At 60.7% G+C, this 20,054-nt stretch carries 21 protein-coding genes; 7 read left to right on the forward strand and 14 right to left on the reverse strand.

Translation table 11 applies throughout. The features are described 5' to 3' along the window. The first annotated feature begins 61 nt into the window (after positions 1–61). Both AC1D2Q_RS07635 and AC1D2Q_RS07640 read left to right on the forward strand, forming a co-directional pair. On the forward strand, positions 62–1,297 hold the full coding sequence (locus tag AC1D2Q_RS07635; RefSeq protein WP_477812958.1) for an aminotransferase class I/II-fold pyridoxal phosphate-dependent enzyme: 1,236 nt from the start codon (positions 62–64) through the stop codon (positions 1,295–1,297). A 17-nt stretch (positions 1,298–1,314) separates the two neighbouring features. Next, positions 1,315–2,481 carry an MFS transporter gene (locus tag AC1D2Q_RS07640; RefSeq protein WP_477812805.1) on the forward strand — a complete coding sequence of 389 codons (1,167 nt, stop codon included), beginning with the start codon at positions 1,315–1,317 and terminating at the stop codon, positions 2,479–2,481. On the opposite strand, the gene yiaY is transcribed toward AC1D2Q_RS07640, so the two are convergent. Continuing rightward, on the reverse strand, positions 2,478–3,626 hold the full coding sequence (gene yiaY / locus AC1D2Q_RS07645; RefSeq protein WP_305411427.1) for an L-threonine dehydrogenase: 1,149 nt from the start codon (positions 3,624–3,626) through the stop codon (positions 2,478–2,480). The genes AC1D2Q_RS07640 and yiaY overlap by 4 nt on opposite strands. Before the next feature lie 156 nt (positions 3,627–3,782). Between yiaY and AC1D2Q_RS07650 the strand changes: the two genes are divergently transcribed. Then, positions 3,783–4,802 (forward strand): DUF4917 family protein, encoded by a 1,020-nt coding sequence (locus tag AC1D2Q_RS07650; RefSeq protein WP_477812806.1) that lies wholly within the window; start codon positions 3,783–3,785, stop codon positions 4,800–4,802. 46 nt (positions 4,803–4,848) lie between these two features. On the opposite strand, the gene AC1D2Q_RS07655 is transcribed toward AC1D2Q_RS07650, so the two are convergent. Beyond that, complete coding sequence (locus tag AC1D2Q_RS07655) at positions 4,849–5,391, reverse strand: helix-turn-helix domain-containing protein (RefSeq protein WP_477812807.1); 543 nt, start codon at positions 5,389–5,391, stop codon at positions 4,849–4,851. Positions 5,392–5,500: 109 nt separating this feature from the next. Between AC1D2Q_RS07655 and AC1D2Q_RS07660 the strand changes: the two genes are divergently transcribed. Both AC1D2Q_RS07660 and AC1D2Q_RS07665 read left to right on the forward strand, forming a co-directional pair. Further along, positions 5,501–6,283 (forward strand): aldolase, encoded by a 783-nt coding sequence (locus tag AC1D2Q_RS07660; RefSeq protein ID WP_477812808.1) that lies wholly within the window; start codon positions 5,501–5,503, stop codon positions 6,281–6,283. 29 nt (positions 6,284–6,312) lie between these two features. Then, positions 6,313–7,200: a dihydrodipicolinate synthase family protein gene (locus AC1D2Q_RS07665; RefSeq protein ID WP_477812809.1), complete on the forward strand. Its 888-nt coding sequence runs from the start codon at positions 6,313–6,315 to the stop codon at positions 7,198–7,200. Between the two features lie 72 nt (positions 7,201–7,272). On the opposite strand, the gene AC1D2Q_RS07670 is transcribed toward AC1D2Q_RS07665, so the two are convergent. The 3 genes from AC1D2Q_RS07670 to AC1D2Q_RS07680 form a co-directional block, all read right to left on the reverse strand. Then, entirely contained in the window at positions 7,273–7,617 is a 345-nt protein-coding gene (locus tag AC1D2Q_RS07670) for a YegP family protein (protein ID WP_064619834.1), read from the reverse strand. A 91-nt stretch (positions 7,618–7,708) separates the two neighbouring features. Then, on the reverse strand, positions 7,709–8,014 hold the full coding sequence (locus tag AC1D2Q_RS07675; RefSeq protein ID WP_018926841.1) for a ribbon-helix-helix domain-containing protein: 306 nt from the start codon (positions 8,012–8,014) through the stop codon (positions 7,709–7,711). A 14-nt stretch (positions 8,015–8,028) separates the two neighbouring features. Further along, positions 8,029–8,610 carry a DJ-1/PfpI family protein gene (locus AC1D2Q_RS07680; protein WP_018926842.1) on the reverse strand — a complete coding sequence of 194 codons (582 nt, stop codon included), beginning with the start codon at positions 8,608–8,610 and terminating at the stop codon, positions 8,029–8,031. A gap of 224 nt (positions 8,611–8,834) precedes the next feature. On the opposite strand from AC1D2Q_RS07680, the gene AC1D2Q_RS07685 reads away from it, so the two are divergent. Further along, positions 8,835–9,749: a DMT family transporter gene (locus AC1D2Q_RS07685; protein ID WP_086944807.1), complete on the forward strand. Its 915-nt coding sequence runs from the start codon at positions 8,835–8,837 to the stop codon at positions 9,747–9,749. On the opposite strand, the gene AC1D2Q_RS07690 is transcribed toward AC1D2Q_RS07685, so the two are convergent. From AC1D2Q_RS07690 to AC1D2Q_RS07705, 4 genes are all read right to left on the reverse strand, one after another. Next, positions 9,739–10,965, reverse strand: a complete 1,227-nt coding sequence (locus AC1D2Q_RS07690) for a class I SAM-dependent methyltransferase (protein ID WP_477812810.1) — start codon at positions 10,963–10,965, stop codon at positions 9,739–9,741. The two genes, AC1D2Q_RS07685 and AC1D2Q_RS07690, sit on opposite strands and share 11 nt — an antisense overlap. A 174-nt stretch (positions 10,966–11,139) precedes the next feature. Continuing rightward, the gene (locus AC1D2Q_RS07695) at positions 11,140–11,757 is read right to left on the reverse strand and encodes a TPM domain-containing protein (RefSeq protein WP_477812811.1); all 618 of its coding nucleotides are present in this window, start codon (positions 11,755–11,757) and stop codon (positions 11,140–11,142) included. Positions 11,758–11,805: 48 nt separating this feature from the next. Further along, the gene (locus AC1D2Q_RS07700) at positions 11,806–12,564 is read right to left on the reverse strand and encodes a TPM domain-containing protein (protein WP_477812812.1); all 759 of its coding nucleotides are present in this window, start codon (positions 12,562–12,564) and stop codon (positions 11,806–11,808) included. Between the two features lie 43 nt (positions 12,565–12,607). Continuing rightward, a complete protein-coding gene (locus AC1D2Q_RS07705; protein WP_477812813.1) occupies positions 12,608–13,219 on the reverse strand; it encodes a LemA family protein in 612 nt (203 codons plus the stop codon). 247 nt (positions 13,220–13,466) lie between these two features. Here AC1D2Q_RS07705 and bglX point away from each other — a divergent pair, with 247 nt between their 5' ends. Continuing rightward, on the forward strand, positions 13,467–15,758 hold the full coding sequence (gene bglX / locus AC1D2Q_RS07710) for a beta-glucosidase BglX (RefSeq protein WP_477812814.1): 2,292 nt from the start codon (positions 13,467–13,469) through the stop codon (positions 15,756–15,758). A 105-nt stretch (positions 15,759–15,863) separates the two neighbouring features. On the opposite strand, the gene AC1D2Q_RS07715 is transcribed toward bglX, so the two are convergent. The 5 genes from AC1D2Q_RS07715 to AC1D2Q_RS07735 all read right to left on the reverse strand — a co-directional run bounded on the left by AC1D2Q_RS07715 (position 15,864) and on the right by AC1D2Q_RS07735 (position 20,028). Then, entirely contained in the window at positions 15,864–17,021 is a 1,158-nt protein-coding gene (locus AC1D2Q_RS07715) for a phospholipase D-like domain-containing protein (RefSeq protein ID WP_477812815.1), read from the reverse strand. Position 17,022: 1 nt separating this feature from the next. Next, on the reverse strand, positions 17,023–17,613 hold the full coding sequence (locus AC1D2Q_RS07720; RefSeq protein WP_477812816.1) for a YceI family protein: 591 nt from the start codon (positions 17,611–17,613) through the stop codon (positions 17,023–17,025). 77 nt (positions 17,614–17,690) lie between these two features. Next, entirely contained in the window at positions 17,691–18,020 is a 330-nt protein-coding gene (locus tag AC1D2Q_RS07725) for an amidase (RefSeq protein WP_477812817.1), read from the reverse strand. Beyond that, positions 18,017–19,111 (reverse strand): serine hydrolase domain-containing protein, encoded by a 1,095-nt coding sequence (locus AC1D2Q_RS07730; protein ID WP_477812818.1) that lies wholly within the window; start codon positions 19,109–19,111, stop codon positions 18,017–18,019. The genes AC1D2Q_RS07725 and AC1D2Q_RS07730 overlap by 4 nt, the downstream gene beginning before the upstream one ends. Before the next feature lie 65 nt (positions 19,112–19,176). Further along, positions 19,177–20,028, reverse strand: coding sequence for an acyl-CoA dehydrogenase (locus AC1D2Q_RS07735; protein ID WP_477812819.1), 852 nt, complete (start codon positions 20,026–20,028; stop codon positions 19,177–19,179). Positions 20,029–20,054 lie beyond the last annotated feature (26 nt).

Genomic DNA, 20,054 nt, shown 5'->3' on the forward strand with positions numbered 1-20,054 from the left:
GCAACACACACAAACTGCAACAAACCCACGGATAGATTCACTCAAGGAATGTCACTCACACATGAGCCAGATACCGTACACGGCGCACACCTTCACCAACTACCGCAAACTCGTTTCATTGGCTGACCATGATTGGGAAGCCGCCGAAACCGGAAAAGTCGCGGGGCTCAACGTTGAGATAAAAAGTGCCAACCGCATGCTCGATCAGTACGGGAGAGCGTTTCATCATTTCTGTACGACGTCATACCTGGGTCTGGATCACCATCCCGATATTCTCGACGGGGCCATGACCACGCTGTGGGAAACCGGCACACTTCGCATCGCCACTTCCAAGAACCGCTGCAAGCTGGCGATTCTGGACCAATACGAAACCGAACTGTCCGAGTTGTTCGGCGCCAGTTGCCTGAGCACTCTATCGTGCAGCGCGGCAAGTGCCGGGATCCTGCCACTGCTGGCCAGCGGCGTATTCACGGAAAATCGCCCTCCGGTAATGGCTTTCGACCGGTTGGCGCATTACTCGATGAATCACCTCAAAGCCGCCTGTGCCGATGAAACGAAGGTCGTGACGTGCCCGCATAACGACATGGACTTCCTCGAGACGCTGTGTCAACAGCACAGCAGGGTCGCGTATGTCGCCGACGGCGCCTACAGCATGGGCGGGGTTGCGGACATGGACAGCCTTTTGTATCTGAAGGACCGCTATGGGCTGTTTCTCTATCTGGACGATTCCCACGCGCTTTCCTCTGTAGGAACATTCGGTGCCGGTCTTGTGCGTCCCAGGCTGCATACCCTGGATGATGACTGCCTCATCGTCGCCTCGCTGGCCAAGTCGTTCGGCGCCAGCGGCGGCCTGGTGATGCTGGGCAGTGAGCGGCAGAAGAAGCTCATTGCGCGTTACGGCGGCCCCAGCAACTGGTCGCAAAGCCTGAACAGTGCAGCCATTGGCGCGGGCCGGGCATCCATCCAGCTACACCACACCCTGGAATTCGCCGCGCTGCAGGAAAAGCTTCAGGTTAATATCCGCCTCTTTGACAGCCTCATCCGAACCGCACAACACAACAGCAACATGGCGATTCGACTGGTCAATTGCGGTGAGGCATCGCTGGCCAACCACATCGCCATTGAACTGGCCAATCACGGATTCTTCACCTCGGCAGTCTTTTTCCCGGTGGTTGCACAAGGCAAGGCAGCCATCAGAATCACCCTGCGCGCCGACATGGGGACGACGCTGATCCGCCATTTCTGTGGACTCATCACCGAGCTTTTACGTGCTCACGGCCGGGACATCGGCGGCTGAAAAACAGGGAAGATTAAATGAAGAGCAGCACCACCCTCCTGATCACCTGCTGTACGGTTTTTCTCGCCCAATTGGGCATGAGCATTTATCTGTCGGCGCTGCCGGATATTGCCCGGGATCTGTCCGCAGATGCCTCACAGGTTTCATGGGGGTTGGCGGTGTATCTGATCGGCATGGCGCTGCCGATGCTGTTCTGGGGCAGCCTGGGCCAGCGCATTGGCCGCAAGCCGGTGTTGCTCGCGGCGCTCGGCCTCTATGGGCTGGGCAACCTGGCCCTGCCCCTGGGCCAGACGCTTGAATCGTTCCTGGTTTTTCGCCTGATTCAGGGGATTGGCGCCAGCGGGATTTCAGTCATGGCCCGGGTGCTGATCCGCGACAGTTTTCGCGGCGATCTGCTGGCCAAGGCGTTGTCGTGGATATCGATTTCCTTTGTGGTGGCGCTGGGCATCGGCCAATACCTGGGGTCGATCATCCAGGTGACACTGGGCTGGTCAGCGATATTCTACTTATTGGGTGGTGCAAGCCTGTTGATGGCGCTGGTGGTGGCGCGGGTCACGTTCCCGATGCTGGCAGAAGAGAACACACCATCATCCGCCTGGACGAGCTACGTGCACATTCTGCGTCATCGGGCCTTTCTGTTACCGGCCCTTGCCGGTGGCTTGGGGTATGGGGTGATTGTCGCGTTCAACACCGCTGCGCCGCTGATTCTGCAAGGCGCCTTCAAGTGGTCGGCAGTGGAATACGGCTTGTTGGGCTGGCCGATCAGCGCGGCGTACTTTCTCGGGGCCGTGGCGGTCAATCGCTTCGTACTGCATACCGGTCAGCGATGGCTGATGACGGCGGGCGTCGGGCTGATACTGGCCGGCAGCGCAGTCATGTTGCTGGGTAGCCTCGCAGGCACGTCTATCGCGCTGCTGTTCTGGTTGCCCTATTGTTTTGCAGTATTCGGCCAATCGCTGATTTACCCGATCAGCCTGTCCCTGGCCAACCACGGTTCGCCGGTCGGCGGTGCTTATGCGATGGCGTTGAGCGGTTTCATTCATCAACTGATGGCCGCCGTTATCGGCGCAATCGCCAGCCTGATAGCCAGCCAGCAGGCATGGCCTTTGTCGCTGTTATGCACCTTGCTGGCCTTGGGCGCGCTACTTTGCGTAGTGCTCGCGCCCGGCCGTCGAAACGCTTAGAACGCGCTGCGGAAAATCTCCTCGATCTGCCGCTGATCCGCTGCCCGTGGGTTGGTCAGTCCGCAGGCGTCTTTCAGGGCATTGCTGGCAAGGAGCGGGATGTCATTGAGCCTGGCACCCAGCTCACGCAAACCGGCGGGAATGTCCACATCCCTGGCCAGGCTGCGGATTGCCTCGATCGCCGCCTGCGCGCCCTCTTCCGGGCTGAACCCGCGGATGTCGGCCCCCATCGCGTGGGCAATATCGGTCAGCCGAGGGGCGCACACCAGCGCGTTGAAGCTTTGCACATGAGGCAGCAGCACAGCATTGCACACGCCATGGGGCAGGTCGTAGAACCCGCCTAACTGATGGGCCATCGCATGAACATAACCAAGGGACGCATTGTTGAACGCCATGCCCGCCATAAATTGCGCGTAGGCCATGTTTTCCCGCGCGATCATGTCACTGCCGTCCTGCACGGCCTGGCGCAGATTGTCGCTGATCAACGTGATGGCTTTCAGCGCACAGGCATCGGTGATCGGATTGGCTGCCGTGGAGACGTAGGCTTCGACGGCATGGGTCAATGCGTCCATGCCGGTGGCGGCGGTCAGGCCCTTGGGCATGGCGACCATCAGCTCCGGGTCGTTGACTGACAGCAGCGGCGTAACGTTGCGGTCGACGATGGCCATTTTTACGTGGCGCGACTCGTCCGTGATGATGCAAAAACGGGTCATCTCGCTGGCAGTGCCGGCAGTGGTGTTGATCGCGATCAACGGTAGCTGGGGTTTGGCCGACCGATCGACACCTTCGTAGTCACGGATCGTCCCACCGTTGGTGGCGCACAAGGCGATGCCCTTGGCGCAGTCGTGAGGCGAACCGCCGCCCAGAGACACCACGAAATCACAGCGACTTTCCTTGAGCAGGCCCAGGCCGCGCTCGACGTTGGCGATGCTCGGATTCGGCTTGGCGCCGTCGAAAATCACCGAGTCGATGTCCTGGATCGCCAGTTTCTCGGCAATTATCGTCGCCACGCCAGCCTTGGCCAGCCCGGCGTCGGTGACGATCAGTGCCTTGCGAAAACCATACTTGCCGATGGCGTCCATGGCTTCGTCGAGGCAACCGCTACCCATGATGTTCACGGCGGGGATGAAAAACGTACTGCTCATGCGCGAGTCTCCTGGCTGAAACCGAATCGGCAATGCCGATTCGGCGGGTGCGCACAGGGTCGACCGATCAGTCACGCGGTATGTTGATCTGGCTCAACGCCCGGGCGTGATAAAGTCGCCGTCCATCAGACCTTTTGCTTCGAGACGACAAACGCAATGACCGATTTCCAGGATGTCGATGCCCAACTTGAAGACTGGAACGCCTTGCGCACCACCGCCTCGTTCGGCGGCTTGCTGGTGGGTAACGGCGCCAGCCGCGCCGTGTGGGACGACTTCGGCTACGACTCGCTGTTCGAAAATGCCCGCACCGTCGAAGAAAAACCGCTGAGCCAGTCCGAGCTGAGCGTGTTCGACGCGATGCAGACGCGCAGTTTTGAACAAGTGCTTGGGGCGTTGAAAACCACCAGCCGGGTCAACAAGGCCCTGGCCGTCAGTTCCGCAGCACCGCGCAATCGCTACTACGCAATCAAGGAAGCGCTGATCAACACCGTGCACGCGGTACACATCCCGTGGCGGCTGGTGAAGCCTTCGACGCTGGCGACGATCAATCAGGAACTGGGCAGCTATCGGACGGTGTTCACCACCAACTACGACTTGCTCAGCTATTGGGCGATCCAGCATCGGCCGGACGTCGTGACCGACCTGTTCCAGGGTGCCGAGCCCGGCTTCGATCTGAGCGCCAGCGCCACCGACAAACCGCGTTTGCTGTACCTGCACGGCGGCCTGCATCTGGTGCGCAATCAGGACGGCACGGCACGCAAACTGATGTCGACCGAAGGGACGTTGCTCGGCAATTTCGCGATCAACAATACGATCAAGACCCTCGACGACGTGCCGCTGTTCGTCAACGAAGGCCCGGCGCAGGACAAGCTCAAGACAATTCGCAGTTCGGATTACCTGTCGTTCTGCTACGACCAGTTACTCGGCCATGGTGACGGGTTGTGCATCTTCGGGCATGCCCTTGGCGAGCAGGACAGTCACATCGCTCATGCGTTGCGCCAGGCCAAGCCGAAAGTCGTAGCGATCTCGATTTACCCGCGCAGCAAGGCGTTCATCCAGCATCAGAAGCGGCATTACGCGAAGGTGTTCGAGGGGACGGGTGTGGCGTTGCGGTTTTTTGATTCGAAGACGCATGCGCTCGGTCACCCTAAGCTGACCGTGCCGGTCGAGGTCTGACCTGTGGCGAGGGGGCAAGCCCCCTCGCCACAAAGACCCGATAACCTCATTCCTCGTTGCTATGCACCACCACCAACAACTGCGCCTGCACCTCGCCCACTGACCTGATGCGATGGGGTTTCTGCGCGTTGAAGTGCAGCGCATCCCCACGGTTGAGCAGCACGCGCTCGTTCATGAAGTCCACTTCCACCTGCCCTTCATGGACGAACAGAAACTCTTCCCCCAGATGTTCCTTGAAGGTTTTGTCAGTGAACTCGCTCGGCGGGTAAATGATGAACGGCAGCAGGCTGCGCTCACTGACCTGATGGGCCAACACCGCATAACCCGGGCCCTGGTCGTTGGCGGCCAGGGACTGGCGTTCGTCGCTGCGCACCAGGCTATAGCTGTCGAGGCTGACGTTGTCTTCGGAAAACAATTCCTCGACCTTCACGTTCAGCGCCCGGGCCAGTTTCAGCGCAGCGGCGATCGAGGGGGTATTCAACCCGCGCTCGACTTTCGACAGATAGCTCTTGGTCATGCCGGATTTTTCGGCCAGGGCCTCCAGCGTCACGCCAAGTTTTTTTCTCAATAATTTCAAACGGATAGACATGCGGAGCGATTAATCCATCAAGGAGGCAACGATTTGTCCTTGCCAATGACACAAAGTGTCATATAGCCTCTTTTATGTCATTTGCATGCCCCACCCAAAGGACACCGATATGGCCAAGACATTAGCACTACCCAAAGAGCAACTGGTCAAGCAAGCGCTGACACAGATGCAAAACACCCTGGCGGATAATACGTGGACCGACCGGCAAAAGCTGGCCCTGACCTGCCGCATTCTGTTCGAAAACGGCCACGACTCCGGCCTTGCCGGGCAAATCACCGCTCGCGGCCCGCAACCGGGCACCTATTACACCCAGCAACTGGGCCTGGGTTTCGACGAGATCACGGCAGGCAATCTGCTGTTGGTCAACGAAGACCTGGAAGTGCTTGAGGGCCATGGCATGCCCAACCCGGCCAACCGCTTCCATAGCTGGGTGTACCGCGCCCGGCCGGACGTGAACTGCATCATTCACACGCACCCGACTCACGTCGCGGCGCTTTCGATGCTGGAAGTACCGCTGCAGATTTCCCACATGGACTTCTGCCCGCTCTACGACGATTGCGCGTTTCTCGAAGCCTGGCCGGGAGTACCGGTGGGCAATGAAGAAGGCGAACTGATTGCCGGGGCCCTGGGCGACAAGCGGGCGATCCTGCTTTCCCACCATGGCCAGTTGTCCACCGGCGCGACCATCGAAGAGGCCTGTGTCATTGCGCAATTGATCGAACGCGCAGCGAAGTTGCAATTGCTAGCCATGGCCGCGGGTTCGATCAAACCGATTCTTCCCGAGCTGGGCCGTGAAGCCCATGACTGGATATCCAAGCCCAAGCGCCACGCTGCCGCATTCAACTACTACGCCCGGCAGAACCTGCGCCAACACGCCGATTGCCTGCACTGACCCCACTCATTCTTGAAAGGAGAGACGCCATGTCGACCGTAAACATTCACGGCATCATCGGCTACACCATCACCCCGTTCACCGCCCAGGGCGAAGGCGTTGATCTCGACGCGCTCGGGCGTTCCATCGACCGCCTGATCGACAGCGGTGTCCACGCCATCGCCCCATTGGGCAGCACCGGCGAAGGCGCTTACCTGAGCGACGTGGAATGGGATCAAGTCAGCGAATTCAGCCTCCGCCACGTCGCCAAACGCGTCCCGACCATCGTCAGCGTGTCCGACCTGACCACCGCCAAAGCCGTGCGCCGTGCGCGTTTTGCCGAGGCCCACGGCGCCGACGTGGTGATGGTGCTGCCGGCGTCGTACTGGAAACTCAGCGAGGCGGAAATCCTCGCCCACTATCGCGCCATCGGCGAGAGCATCGGCGTGCCGATCATGCTCTACAACAACCCGGCCACCAGCGGCACCGACATGTCGGTGGAGTTGATCCTGCGGATTTTCAACGCGGTCGACAACGTCACCATGGTCAAGGAAAGCACCGGCGACATTCAGCGCATGCACAAACTGCAACTGCTGGGCGAAGGCCGGGTGCCGTTCTATAACGGCTGCAATCCGTTGGCGCTGGAAGCGTTTGCGGCCGGTGCCAAAGGCTGGTGCACAGCGGCGCCGAACCTGATCCCGCAGCTCAATCTCGACTTGTACGAAGCGGTATTGGCCAATGATCTGAGCAAGGCTCGCGACCTGTTCTATCGCCAGTTGCCGTTATTGGACTTCATCCTCAAGGGCGGTCTGCCGGCGACCATCAAGGCCGGTTTGCGCCTGGTCGGGCTGGAAGCGGGCGACCCGCGGTTGCCGGTGTTTGCACTCGGCGAGACTGGCCGCAGTCAGTTGCAGGGTTTGTTGAACGCGTTGCGCTGATCGTCGGGAACACACAAAACCACTGTGAGAGCGAGCCTGCAGGCTCGCTCCCGCAGTGGGTATGCGGTGTATTTAGAACACCGGCAAGGTCTTGTCCTTGATCACCGTGGTCGGACCGTTGGCCTTGACGCTGGCGATGCCTTTTTCCCTCGCGGCATCGGATGAATAAGACTCGCTGCTGCCAATGATCTCGTGGTTACCGGCCTTCAGATTGAAGTAAGGATGGCCGTCCTTGGTGTTTTTTTTCTCGTAGCGTTCGTCCAGCGGGCTATTGGCCTGAACCGAGGCGATTCCGCTATCGACCGCACCGCGCGTGGTGTACAGCTCACTGACCAGAATGGTTTCGGCGTTGGCCGCTTTCAACACAAACTTGAACTGACCATTGCTGGTTTTGCTCACTTCGTACCATCCAGACATGCTTGTTCTCCTGGCGATTGAGGGGGTTCGCGCTTCAGAGTAAAGACCAAGCCCGGCTTTCTGTCGCCGGTAAGGTCCAAACAAAACAGCCCTACTTCACCCCCGTCCGCACCACCGACAACTCAGGTGCCTGCACCCGGCGCTGGCTCAAATAACGCATGCAACTGACCCGCAAGAACGAGGCGAAATTCACCACCTCGCCGCGGTAGTCCATCACCTCTTCATACAATTTGGCGATCAACTGATTGGTGGTCATGCCGTCGACCTCGGCGATTTCACTGAGAATGTCCCAGAACTGATTCTCCAGCCGCAGGGTGGTCACCACCCCGCAGATGCGCAGCGAGCGGGAGCGCGATTCGTAGAGAATCGGATCGGCCTTGACGTAGAGCTCGCACATGGACAGGTCCCTCGTTACAGCGTGATTTTGGTGCCCAGCAACCCGAGGAAACCGGCCAGCCAGCTCGGGTGCGCCGGCCAGGCCGGGGCTGTGGCCAGATTGCCTTGAACGTGGCCTTCCGTCACCGGGATATCGATGTACGTGCCGCCAGCCAGGCGCACTTCCGGGGCACAGGCCGGGTAGGCGCTGCACTCGCGACCTTCAAGAATCCCGGCGGCGGCCAGCAATTGCGCGCCGTGACACACGGCGGCGATCGGTTTGCCAGCCTTGTCGAACGCTTGCACCAGCGCCAGGACTTTTTCGTTCAGGCGCAGGTACTCCGGCGCACGACCGCCCGGGATCAGCAGCGCGTCGTAGTCCGCCGCATCGACCTTGGTGAAATCGAAGTTCAGGGCAAACAGATGACCGGGTTTTTCGCTGTAGGTCTGGTCGCCTTCGAAGTCATGGATCGCCGTGCGCACGGTCTGGCCGGCGGTTTTGTCCGGGCAAACGGCATGCACCGTGTGACCGACCATCAGCAGCGCCTGGAAGGGCACCATCACTTCGTAGTCTTCGACGTAATCGCCAACCAGCATCAGGATTTTTTTAGCAGCCATGGGGAGGACTCCTCTGGAAAATGCGTGGGCCTGCAGGAGTATTCAAGGTAGTCCTTATCCGGCGGGTCGGGTAATAACCAGTTACTACGGACGCAATGGTTTTTGTGGCGAGGGCATTCCCCCCAACTGTACGGATAACTCTGCGCCTAGCTGTAACAGAGCAACGCCCCCGGTTTATGGCTAGATGAAGGCTCTTCCCGCCACCCTCGATTCTGGTTGCCATCATGTCCTCGCGCGAAAACACCGGCATGGCCCTCGGCCTGCTCGGCGTCGTTATCTTCAGCCTGACCCTGCCCTTCACACGGATCGTCGTGCAGGAACTCCATCCGCTGCTCAACGGCCTCGGCCGGGCGCTGTTCGCGGCGATTCCGGCAGCTCTGTTATTGCTGTGGCGCCGGGAAAAATGGCCCACCTGGAAACAGGTCAAAGGCCTGACACTGGTGATCGCCGGGGTCATCCTCGGCTTCCCGGTGCTGTCGGCCTGGGCCATGCAGACGCTGCCCGCCTCCCACGGCGCACTGGTCAACGGCTTGCAACCGCTGTGCGTGGCGCTGTATGCCGCGTGGCTGTCCCATGAGCGTCCGTCGAAAGCCTTCTGGGCCTGCGCCGCGCTGGGCAGTGCGCTGGTGCTCGGTTACGCGCTGATCAGCGGAGCCGGCAGTATTCAAGCCGGGGACTTGCTGATGCTCGGGGCGATTGCCGTGGGCGGGTTGGGTTATGCCGAAGGCGGCCGGTTGGCCAGGGAGATGGGCGGCTGGCAGGTGATCTGCTGGGCGCTGGTGCTGTCGACGCCATTGCTGATCGGGCCGGTGTTGTACCTGGCGCTGCAACATCAGGGCGAGATTTCGGCCAGGACCTGGTGGGCCTTCGGTTATGTCTCGCTGTTTTCGCAGTTCATCGGCTTCTTTGCCTGGTACGCCGGGCTGGCCATGGGCGGCATTGCCCGGGTCAGTCAGATCCAGTTGCTGCAGATCTTTTTCACCATCGCGTTTTCAGCGTTGTTCTTCGGTGAGCACGTCGAGCCGATTACCTGGCTGTTTGCGGCCGGGGTGATCGTGACGGTGATGCTCGGGCGCAAGACAGCAGTGCGCCCGGCGCAACCGGGCACGTTACCGGCGGGGGTTCAGCTCAAGCCTTAGCGACCAGGAACCCGTCATCCCGCAGCAGGGTTTCCAGGCAATGTTCGCTGATGTGGTAGAAATCCTTCAGCTCCTGAATCTTCACCAACAGCTGAGCCGGGTCCACCGGCTCGGCGCGTTTGACCGCCAGAATCATCTTGTTCTTGTTGGTGTGGTCCAGTGAGATGAACTCGAACACCTTGGTCTCGTAGCCGCAGGCTTCCAGGAACAACGCACGCAAACTGTCGGTGACCATTTCCGCCTGCTGGCCCAGGTGCAGGCCGTATTGCAGCATCGGCTTGAGCAGCGCCGGGCTCTGGATCTGCAGGCGGATCTGCTTGTGGCAGCACGGCGAGCACATGATGATCGCAGCGCCGGAACGAATGCCGGTGTGAATCGCATAGTCGGTGGCGATGTCGCAGGCATGCAACGCGATCATCACGTCCAGCTCGCTCGGCGCCACGCTGCGCACGTCACCGCACTTGAACACCAGCCCCGGATGTTCCAGCTTCGCCGCCGCGCTGTTGCACAGCTTGACCATGTCTTCGCGCAGCTCGACGCCGGTCACCTCGCCCTCGGCTTTCAGGGTGTTGCGCAGGTAGTCATGGATCGCGAACGTCAGGTAACCCTTGCCCGAGCCGAAATCCGCCACCCGCACCGGTTTGTCCAGCGCCAGCGGCGAGGAGGTCAGCGCATGGCTGAAGACTTCGATGAACTTGTTGATCTGCTTCCACTTGCGCGACATCGCCGGGATCAGCTCATGCTGGGCGTTGGTCACACCGAGGTCTTTGAGGAACGGCCGGCTCAGGTCGAGGAAGCGGTTCTTCTCGCGGTTGTGTTCGGCGGACGGCACTTCGCGCAATTGCTGAGGCTTGCTCTTGAACAGCGAAGATTTGCCCTTTTTGCTGTATTCAAGCTGGGCTTCATCGGTCAATGACAGTAAATGCGCATTTTTGAACGATGCCGGTAACAGCTCGGCAATGGTCGCCACACCTTCGGCAATCGGCAGGTTCTTGGTGATGTCGCGGGTCTTGTAGCGGTAGACGAAGGACAGGCACGGCTGATCCTTGACCGTCAGCTGCTTGATGATCAACCGCTGCAAGTCCGCTTCGCCACCGACGTACTTGGCCAGCACCAGTTTGATGAAGGCATTCTGATCGAGGCTGGTTTGCAGCAGGTCGATGAACTGGGCGTGGTGATCCGGCGCGAGGCTGGCGGGGGTGGCGGTGACAGACATGGAAAAAACGGCCTCGGGCGGTGCGAATCGGGGAATGGCGGGTATTTTAGGGGGGATGGGGGTGCAAGGGCACGGGTAATTTCCCGAACGGTGCAGAATCAAAAGATCGCAGCCTTCGGCAGCTCCTACGCCGATCGCGGTTCCCTGCAGGAGCTGCCGAAGGCTGCAATCTTTTTAGCTCAACACCACCAACCGATTCGGCAATTCATTGCGCACTTGGGTCACCGGCACGTGCACCTTGAGCAACTCGCCGCACGCCTCGATGCACGTCACAAACCCCTGCAACGTCTGCCCCTGCTTCACCTGCTGCGTAAACACCGCGACAATCGCGTCCCAATTCTTGTTGTCCAGCCGCTTGGAAATCCCTTCATCCACCAGAATTTCCACATAGCGCTCGGCCTCGGAGACAAAAATCAGCATGCCGGTGCCGCCCACGGTGTGGTGCAGGTTCTGCTCCAGGAACTGCCGACGCGCCAGGTTCGACGCACGCCAGTGACGGACCGAGCGCGGGATCAGGCGCGTGGTGACTTTCGGAATGCGGAATACCAGGCACAACACGATGAAGCTGACCCATTGCACCAGCAACAGGCTGTGCATGGTCAGCCAACCGGTCAGGTAATGCACGATACCCGGCACCACCAGCGCCAGCAGGCTGGCCCAGAGCAGCGGGATATACGCATAGTCGTCGGCGCGGGCCGCGAGCACTGTCACCAGTTCGGCGTCGGTGTCGCGCTCGACCCGGGCAATCGCCTCGGCGACTTTGCGTTGTTCGTGTTCAGTCAGTAATGCCATGTTTATGAATGCCTGCTCGCTATTGTTGTTGTGTTTCCTGCAGTGTGATCACCAGCCGCCCGACGAACCACCGCCGCCGAAACTGCCCCCGCCGCCACTGAAGCCACCGCCACCGCCACCGCCACCAAAACCTCCGCCACCGAAACCGCCTCCCGAGCCGCCCCGGCCTCTCCCCCCTCCACTTGGCACAATACCGAACATCTGGCCGACGAAGATCGTCAGGATAAACAGCAGCACCAGGAACACGAATATCCCCGGATGCCGCGCAACGAAATCGCTCTCCTGATTGCCCTGCGACTCATACACCGTCGACGGCTCGTTCAGCGGATTGCCCCCCAGCACCACCAGCATCGCCGAAACGCCATCGCTGATGCCCTTGCTGAAATTGCCGGCCTTGAACGCCGGTGTGATCACCTGATTGATGATCACCGAACTCTGCGCATCGGTCAGGCGATCTTCCAGGCCATAACCGACTTCGATCCGCAATTTTCGCTCGGCACGCGCGACAATCAGCAACGCGCCGTTGTTCTTGTCCTTCTGGCCGATGCCCCAATAGCGTCCCAACTGGTAACCAAAATCCGCAATGTCGGTGCCCTGCAAGTCCGGCAACGTGACCACCACCAACTGCTCGCCGGTGGTCTTTTCGTGGGCATTAAGCTGCTGAACAAGCTGCTCGCGCACCGCTGGCTCGATCATTTGGGCGTTGTCCACCACCCGTCCGGTCAATTCCGGGAACTTCAACCCGGCCTGGGCCGTCAGGGCAAACACCCAGAGCAACAGCACCAGGCCCACTTTCATCACGCGCATTGGCAACCTCATCCTTGGTGGCACTTCAAACCCGGTCCAGCGCCTACTGGAACTTCACTTCAGGCGCTTTTTCGGCACCGGGGCTGGTGGCCTCGAAAGTTTCGCGGATCGGCAAGTCGCTGTACATCACGGTGTGCCACAAGCGACCGGGGAAGGTGCGAAGCTCGGTATTGTACTTCTGCACCGCGAGGATGAAGTCGCGACGCGCCACGGCGATGCGGTTCTCGGTGCCTTCAAGTTGCGATTGCAGCGCCAGGAAGTTCTGGTTGGCCTTGAGGTCCGGATAACGCTCGGACACCACCATCAACCGACTCAACGCGCCGGTCAGCTGATCCTGCGCCTGCTGGAACTGTTTGAGTTTTTCCGGATTGTCCAGCGTGCTGGCATCCACCTGAATCGACGTCGCCTTGGCCCGGGCTTCAACCACTGCGGTCAGGGTTTCTTCCTCGTGTTTGGCGTAGCCCTTGACGGTTTCCACCAGGTTGGGGATCAGGTCGGCGCGGCGCTGGTACTGGTTCTGCACCTGGCCCCAGGCAGCCTTGGCCTGTTCGTCGAGGGTCGGGATAGTGTTGATGCCGCAACCGGCCAGCAGAGTGGTCAGCAACATCAAGGCTGCAACCTGCAGGCTCGACCGATAGGGGTGTCGTACATTCATCTGGTTGATGCTCCCTTGCACATTGCGTTGATAAAACAACCGGCGAACTTTGACCCCGGCTCTTGGGGCATAATCTGCGCCGCTACTGGATTGCATCGAGCCAATGGGCTAAAAGATGCCCAGCAAAAAAACAGTAAGAAGTGTGCTGCATTTTTCTGAGCAACACCCAAACAACAATAGTCGCTCCCAAAATTTTGGCTGACCGGCGCGTATTCACTGCCGCTTGGGCCTTTTGAGAAGAACATTCATGAAGAAGCTGTGTTTGCTGGGCCTGTTCGTCAGCCTGGCCAGTCATACCGTATTGGCCGCCACGACGCCCGCACCGATAGAGAACAAGGACGTCTTCATCAGCCACCTGATGAAACAAATGACCCTCGACGAAAAAATCGGTCAGTTACGCCTGATCAGCATCGGCCCGGAAATGCCTCGGGAGCTGATCCGCAAGGAAATCGCGGCCGGTAATATCGGTGGCACATTCAACTCGATCACCCGCGCCGAAAACCGTCCGATGCAGGACGCGGCCATGCGCAGCCGGTTGAAGATCCCGATGTTCTTCGCCTATGACGTGATCCACGGCCACCGCACCATTTTCCCGATTCCCCTGGCCCTGGCCTCGAGCTGGGACATGGACGCCATTGGCCGGTCCGGGCGCATCGCCGCCCAGGAAGCCGCGGCTGACAGCCTCGACATCACTTTCGCGCCGATGGTCGACATCTCCCGCGACCCACGCTGGGGCCGCACCTCCGAAGGCTTCGGCGAAGACACCTACCTGGTTTCGCGAATCGCCGGCGTGATGGTCAAGGCCTTGCAGGGCAGCGGTGCGAACGCAGCCGACAGCATCATGGCCAGCGTCAAGCATTTTGCCTTGTACGGCGCGGTCGAGGGCGGTCGCGACTACAACGTCGTCGACATGAGCCCGGTCAAGATGTACCAGGATTACCTGCCGCCGTACCGCGCCGCCATCGACGCCGGTGCCGGCGGGGTGATGGTTGCGCTGAACTCGATCAACGGCGTACCGGCCACCGCCAACACCTGGCTGATGAACGACCTGCTGCGCAAGGAATGGGGCTTCAAGGGCCTGGCAGTCAGCGACCACGGGGCGATTTTCGAGCTGATCAAACACGGCGTCGCCCGCGACGGTCGTGAAGCGGCGAAGCTGGCGATCAAGGCCGGCATCGACATGAGCATGAACGACACGCTCTACGGCAAAGAGCTGCCGGGGCTGCTCAAGGCTGGTGAAATCGAACAGAAAGACATCGACAACGCCGTGCGCGAAGTGCTCGCCGCCAAGTACGACATGGGCCTGTTCAAGGACCCGTACCTGCGCATCGGCAAGGCCGAGGATGACCCGGCCGACACCTACGCCGAAAGCCGCCTGCACCGCGCCGAGGCCCGTGATGTCGCGCGCCGCAGCCTGGTGTTGCTGAAGAACCAGGGCGATACCCTGCCCCTGAAGAAAACCGCGAAAATCGCCCTGGTCGGCCCACTGGCCAAGGCGCCGATCGACATGATGGGCAGTTGGGCCGCCGCTGGCCGTCCGGCGCAATCGGTGACCCTGTTCGACGGCATGACAAATGCCCTCGGCGCGCAGTCGACGCTGATCTACGCCCGTGGCGCGAACATCACCAGCGACAAGAAAATCCTCGATTACCTCAACTTCCTCAACTTCGATGCGCCAGAAGTGGTGGACGATCCGCGCCCGGCCAACGTGTTGATCGACGAAGCGGTAAAAGCCGCCAGGGATGCTGATGTGGTAGTGGCTGCAGTGGGCGAATCCCGTGGCATGTCCCACGAATCGTCGAGCCGCACCGACCTGAACATCCCGGGCAACCAGCGCGAGCTGATCAGGGCGTTGAAAGCCACCGGCAAACCGCTGGTGCTGGTGTTGATGAACGGTCGTCCGCTGTCGATTCTCGAAGAGAAAGAGCAGGCTGACGCGATTCTGGAAACCTGGTTCAGCGGCACCGAAGGCGGTAACGCTATCGCTGACGTGCTGTTCGGCGACTACAACCCGTCGGGCAAGCTGCCGATCACCGTTCCGCGTTCGGTGGGTCAGATTCCGACCTACTACAACCACCTGAGCATTGGCCGGCCGTTCACTCCCGGCAAACCGGGCAACTACACCTCGCAGTATTTTGAAGACACCACCGGGCCACTGTTCCCGTTCGGCTTCGGCCTGAGCTACACCCAGTTCAGCCTGACCGACATGGCGCTGTCGTCGACCACGCTGAACAAGACCGGCAAGCTCGACGCCAGCGTCGTGGTGAAGAACACCGGCAAGCGTGACGGCGAAACCGTGGTGCAGTTGTACATCCAGGACGTGACCGGCTCGATGATCCGCCCGGTCAAGGAACTGAAGAACTTCCAGAAAGTGCTGCTCAAGGCCGGCGAACAGAAAGTCGTGCACTTCACCATCACCGAGGATGACCTGAAGTTCTACAACGCCCAGCTCAAGTACGCCGCGGAGCCGGGCAAGTTCAACGTGGAGATCGGCCTGGACTCACAGGACGTGACGCAGCAGAGCTTTGAGTTGCTGTAACCCCGCCTGAAAGCAAAAGATCGCAGCCTTCGGCAGCTCCTACAGGGTGTACACAAAACCTGTGTAGGAGCTGCCGAAGGCTGCGATCTTTTGATCCTGAAGAACCTACCCCCGCCGATCCAGCAGATTCACCACCAGCCGATCCACCCATCCCCAAACCCTTTGCTTGACCCGCCGCCACAACGGTCGGCGCTTCCACGCCTCGAGACTGACTTCCTGGCTCAAGGCAAAGTCATTCTCGAAACTCGCCGCCACCGCTCGGGTCAGCCCTGGGTCCAGGGCTTCGAGGTTGGCCTCCAGATTGAAACGCAGATTCCAGTGATCGAAATTACATGAGCCGATGCTCACCCAATCGTCGATCAACACCATTTTCAGGTGCAGGAAACACGGCTGGTATTCGAAGATCTTCACCCCGGCCCTGAGCAGTCGCGGGTAGTAGCGATGCCCGGCGTAGCGCACCGACGGGTGATCGGTACGCGGCCCGGTTAGCAGCAGACGCACATCGACGCCACGATTCGCCGCCCGGCGCAGCGAGCGGCGGACTTTCCAGGTTGGCAGGAAATAGGGCGTGGCCAGCCAGATTCGCTGCTTGCCGCTGTTCAGCGCGCGAATCAGCGATTGCAGAATGTCCCGATGTTGGCGGGCGTCGGCATAAGCGACCCGGCCCATGCCTTCGCCCATCACCGGCACTCGCGGCAGGCGCGGTAAACCGAAGTGCGAAACGGGTTTCCAGGCGCGCCGATAGCGGTTGGCGATCCATTGGCGGTCGAACAACAATTGCCAGTCGATGACCAGGGGACCGGTGATTTCCACCATCACTTCGTGCCATTCGCAGGTGTCTTCGCCCGGTGACCAGAACTCATCGGTGACCCCGGTGCCACCGACGACCGCCAGGGATTGATCCACCAGCAGCAACTTGCGGTGATCGCGATAGAAGTTGCCCACCCAGCGTCGCCAGCTCAGGCGATTGTAGAAGCGCAACTCGACACCGGCGGCCATCAGGCGCTGACGCAAGGTCAGGGTGAAGGCCAGGCTGCCATAGTCATCGAACAGGCAGCGCACCCGCACGCCGCGCTCGGCCGCCTGAACCAGCGCCTGAACCATCGCCTCGGCGCAGGCCCCCGCCTCCACCAGGTACAGCTCCAGTTCGACTTGTTCTTCGGCGCGGGCAATCGCCACCAGCATGCGCGGGAAAAACTGCGGGCCGTCGATCAGCAGTTCGAAGCGATTGCCTTCGCGCCACGGAAAAATTGCACCACGCATGTCAGCGCGCCGTGAAAATCAGCACCGCACCCACCGGTACCGACAGACTGATGGCCGACAAACCGGCGAGCTTGCGCAAGCTTTCCAGGCCTGGGGCCAGGTCGAAATCTTCGGCGCTGATCACCAAAGGCTCGAGGGTCACCACTTGAAAGCGCCGGTCATCGAGACGGGTCGCCAGCAGTTCGGCGTTGTATTGGTGTTGCTTGCCATGCAGGTTGACGGTCACCGGCAAGCGCAATTCCAGTTGCGCACCGGGCGCCAGGTCGTTGATTGGCCGCAAATCGATCTGCGTGGTGATCAGCGCTTCGGGAAACGTCTGGATCTGGAACAGTTCCTTGCGCATGCGTTCGTCACGCAGCGGAATGCCGCTATTAACCGACTCCAGCTCGACTTCCACCTCGGCCAGCCCCTTGGGGTCGACCTTGCCATGCAGCACCAGAAAGCGCTGCACTTCGGAGATGTTGGCGTTTTTGGTGCTGATGAACGACAGTCGCGAGGACTCGCCGTCCAGATACCAATTGGCCTGGGCCGACACGGTGACACCGGCCAGCAGCAGGGAAGCGAGGGTTTTGCAGACAAAGCGGTTGAACATAGAGACTCATGGGCAGATAAACCTGAGCGAACCTTAACTGTCCGCGAGTCAGTTGCAAACCTGCTGCACAGGAAAGTTCAGGGTTGCAGGCGGCAGCCCTGGCGCTCGCCGATCCACTGTGCGCTGTTGCTGCGCCCCAATCCGCCGACCGTCACCCGCTTGCTCGCGGCATCATCGACGAAACTGCTGGTGGGTAAATACTGCTTCACATAACCCTGGCAATACGCCGCCGGATTGTTCATCACATACCGGCACGAGCAGTATTCCTTGGCGGTGTAAGCGCTGATGATGTCGGGAAAAGCCCACAGCGCCACGCGTTCCTGCCAGCCCCAGCCGAGCAAAGCGATCAGCAGCACCAGCAACAATGTGCTGAACGGCCGACGGCGAACAAAACTGCGACGACTCATGGTTGCACCTTCATGGCAAACGCCTTGAGCGCGAGTTTGAGCAGTTCGTTGTGCCGGTAACTTCCATCGCGATCATCGCCGTAGCGCACGATCACCAGCTTTTCGCTGGGAATCACGTACATCGCCTGGCCCCAATGGCCCAGCGCGGCGAAGGTGTCGACGGGCGCATCGGGCCAGGGTTGTGCTGCACCGGCCACCGCGCGATTGAGCCACCAATGCCCGCCGGGCACCGCTTCATCCTGGTTGGCTCGGTAGTGGTCGAAAGGCTCACGGCTGAAGTCGACCCACTCCTTGGGCAGCAGCTGCCGCTCGCGCCAGCGACCGTCGCGCGCCATCAACAGACCGACCCGTGCCAGGTCCCGGGCGGTGAGGTAGGCATAGGACGAAGCGACAAATGTCCCCGTGGCATCCGCTTCCCAAACCGCGCCGCGAATGCCCAAGGGTTCGAACAACGCGGTCCACGGATAATCCGGATATCGGGCCGGGCCAACAATGGCCTTCAACGCGGCGGAAAGCAGATTGCTGTCGCCGCTGGAGTAGCGGAAGGCCTGACCGGGCCTGGCATACGCGTCGTGGTCGGCAGTAAACGCAGCCATGTCGCGATGACCTCGGGTGTAGAGCATCGCCACCACCGAGGACTTCAACGGTGCGTACTCATAGTCTTCTTGCCAATCCAGGCCCGAGGCCCAATGCAGCAAGTCGGCCATGGTCATGGCGGGGTGTTTTTCCAGCGCTGGATAGAACTGCGCCACCGGGTCCTGCAATTTGAACAGACCTTCGCCATAGGCCACGCCGAGCACCGTGGCCATCAGGCTTTTGCTGATCGACCAGGTCAGGTGCGGGGTGTCGGCGCGGGTCGGGGCGGCGTAACGCTCGTAGACGAGTTGGCCGTTATGAATCACCAGCAAGGCATCGGTGCGGATGCCCTCGCGGGTGTTGTCGTTGCGGGGTGGGAAAGCGTAGTTCTCCAGGGCTTGAAGGGCCGGGCCGGCGACTGTCGGGCCGGTTGGCCACTGCTCGTCCGGCCAGTTTTCGGCCTGGGCCGTGAAGCTGAACAGCAGGATGGAAATCAGCGACAAGCCTTTGAACATGGAGGGCGCTCGGAGGATGAACCTGCTGAGCCTAGTCGAGCTTGATGACAGTTTTGGGAGGCCCGTCACACTAACGAAGATCCCGCCAACGCCTTGGCCAACCGCTTGCCCCGCGCCCCTGCCGCCAGATCCATCACGGCCTGATCGCGCTGCCACATCGCCGCCCATTGCGGCGGGCCATCGGTCATGGCCTGATTCACTTCAGCCTTGAGCCCATCGAACTGTGCAAACAATCCGCCCAGCAACACATGCCCGGCCGGATTGTTCGGCGCCTGGCGGCTGACTTCCGCGCACCCGGCCAGCAGCGCCAGTAAACGCAGTTGCAAGGTGTGCGGCCAGTCGTTGTCCTGACCAATGCCGAACAGCCACGCAGTCATCGCGCTCAGCACATAAATGTCTTCCAGGGTACGGAACGGTTTGACGTAAGCGTCCCAGCCGTCCCCCGCCAGCAATTCGCACAGTGCGTTGTCGAGAAACAACCGACCGTGGCTGATCTCGGGCATCAACGGCAACGGCGCGAGTTTCTCCAGACTCAGGCGCGGGTCGCTGCCTGGCTCTTCGCTGCGAGCGGCGACCAGCAGCCAGTCGGCGGCATCGCCGGCGGTGACGAAATCCTTGCGTCCGCTCAGACGCAGATCCCGCAGCCGGGTCTGCATGTCTGCCACCCGCAAGCTGCGCTGCTCGGTCGCGCACAACGCACCGAGGCTCAGCGGCGCGCTCGGCCAGAGCATCCGCAGCGCCGCTTGATACCCCACCAGAAACGCCAACCCCGGTGTCGCCATCAGCCGTCCGCCGGCCACCGCCAGTTCGAACGGCGTGACCGTGCCCAAGCGGTGCAACAAGGTCGCAAAGCCTTCGCCAAGGTCGGGGTCGGCGGGCAGGCGATCGCTGCGGTTCAACAGGGTTTGCCAGGGCATAAGAGGCTCCTTGTGGGCTGTCATAT

It is taken from the genome of Pseudomonas sp. P1_A1 (genome assembly GCF_056406935.1).

What these genes read in the sequence shown, in the direction of transcription:
- AC1D2Q_RS07635 (WP_477812958.1), top strand. Translation starts at nt 62, where the DNA reads ATGAGCCAGATACCGTACACGGCGCACACCTTCACCAACTACCGCAAA.
- AC1D2Q_RS07640 (WP_477812805.1), top strand. Translation starts at nt 1,315, where the DNA reads ATGAAGAGCAGCACCACCCTCCTGATCACCTGCTGTACGGTTTTTCTC.
- yiaY (WP_305411427.1), bottom strand. Translation starts at nt 3,626, where the DNA reads ATGAGCAGTACGTTTTTCATCCCCGCCGTGAACATCATGGGTAGCGGT.
- AC1D2Q_RS07650 (WP_477812806.1), top strand. Translation starts at nt 3,783, where the DNA reads ATGACCGATTTCCAGGATGTCGATGCCCAACTTGAAGACTGGAACGCC.
- AC1D2Q_RS07655 (WP_477812807.1), bottom strand. Translation starts at nt 5,391, where the DNA reads ATGTCTATCCGTTTGAAATTATTGAGAAAAAAACTTGGCGTGACGCTG.
- AC1D2Q_RS07660 (WP_477812808.1), top strand. Translation starts at nt 5,501, where the DNA reads ATGGCCAAGACATTAGCACTACCCAAAGAGCAACTGGTCAAGCAAGCG.
- AC1D2Q_RS07665 (WP_477812809.1), top strand. Translation starts at nt 6,313, where the DNA reads ATGTCGACCGTAAACATTCACGGCATCATCGGCTACACCATCACCCCG.
- AC1D2Q_RS07670 (WP_064619834.1), bottom strand. Translation starts at nt 7,617, where the DNA reads ATGTCTGGATGGTACGAAGTGAGCAAAACCAGCAATGGTCAGTTCAAG.
- AC1D2Q_RS07675 (WP_018926841.1), bottom strand. Translation starts at nt 8,014, where the DNA reads ATGTGCGAGCTCTACGTCAAGGCCGATCCGATTCTCTACGAATCGCGC.
- AC1D2Q_RS07680 (WP_018926842.1), bottom strand. Translation starts at nt 8,610, where the DNA reads ATGGCTGCTAAAAAAATCCTGATGCTGGTTGGCGATTACGTCGAAGAC.
- AC1D2Q_RS07685 (WP_086944807.1), top strand. Translation starts at nt 8,835, where the DNA reads ATGTCCTCGCGCGAAAACACCGGCATGGCCCTCGGCCTGCTCGGCGTC.
- AC1D2Q_RS07690 (WP_477812810.1), bottom strand. Translation starts at nt 10,965, where the DNA reads ATGTCTGTCACCGCCACCCCCGCCAGCCTCGCGCCGGATCACCACGCC.
- AC1D2Q_RS07695 (WP_477812811.1), bottom strand. Translation starts at nt 11,757, where the DNA reads ATGGCATTACTGACTGAACACGAACAACGCAAAGTCGCCGAGGCGATT.
- AC1D2Q_RS07700 (WP_477812812.1), bottom strand. Translation starts at nt 12,564, where the DNA reads ATGCGCGTGATGAAAGTGGGCCTGGTGCTGTTGCTCTGGGTGTTTGCC.
- AC1D2Q_RS07705 (WP_477812813.1), bottom strand. Translation starts at nt 13,219, where the DNA reads ATGAATGTACGACACCCCTATCGGTCGAGCCTGCAGGTTGCAGCCTTG.
- bglX (WP_477812814.1), top strand. Translation starts at nt 13,467, where the DNA reads ATGAAGAAGCTGTGTTTGCTGGGCCTGTTCGTCAGCCTGGCCAGTCAT.
- AC1D2Q_RS07715 (WP_477812815.1), bottom strand. Translation starts at nt 17,021, where the DNA reads ATGCGTGGTGCAATTTTTCCGTGGCGCGAAGGCAATCGCTTCGAACTG.
- AC1D2Q_RS07720 (WP_477812816.1), bottom strand. Translation starts at nt 17,613, where the DNA reads ATGTTCAACCGCTTTGTCTGCAAAACCCTCGCTTCCCTGCTGCTGGCC.
- AC1D2Q_RS07725 (WP_477812817.1), bottom strand. Translation starts at nt 18,020, where the DNA reads ATGAGTCGTCGCAGTTTTGTTCGCCGTCGGCCGTTCAGCACATTGTTG.
- AC1D2Q_RS07730 (WP_477812818.1), bottom strand. Translation starts at nt 19,111, where the DNA reads ATGTTCAAAGGCTTGTCGCTGATTTCCATCCTGCTGTTCAGCTTCACG.
- AC1D2Q_RS07735 (WP_477812819.1), bottom strand. Translation starts at nt 20,028, where the DNA reads ATGCCCTGGCAAACCCTGTTGAACCGCAGCGATCGCCTGCCCGCCGAC.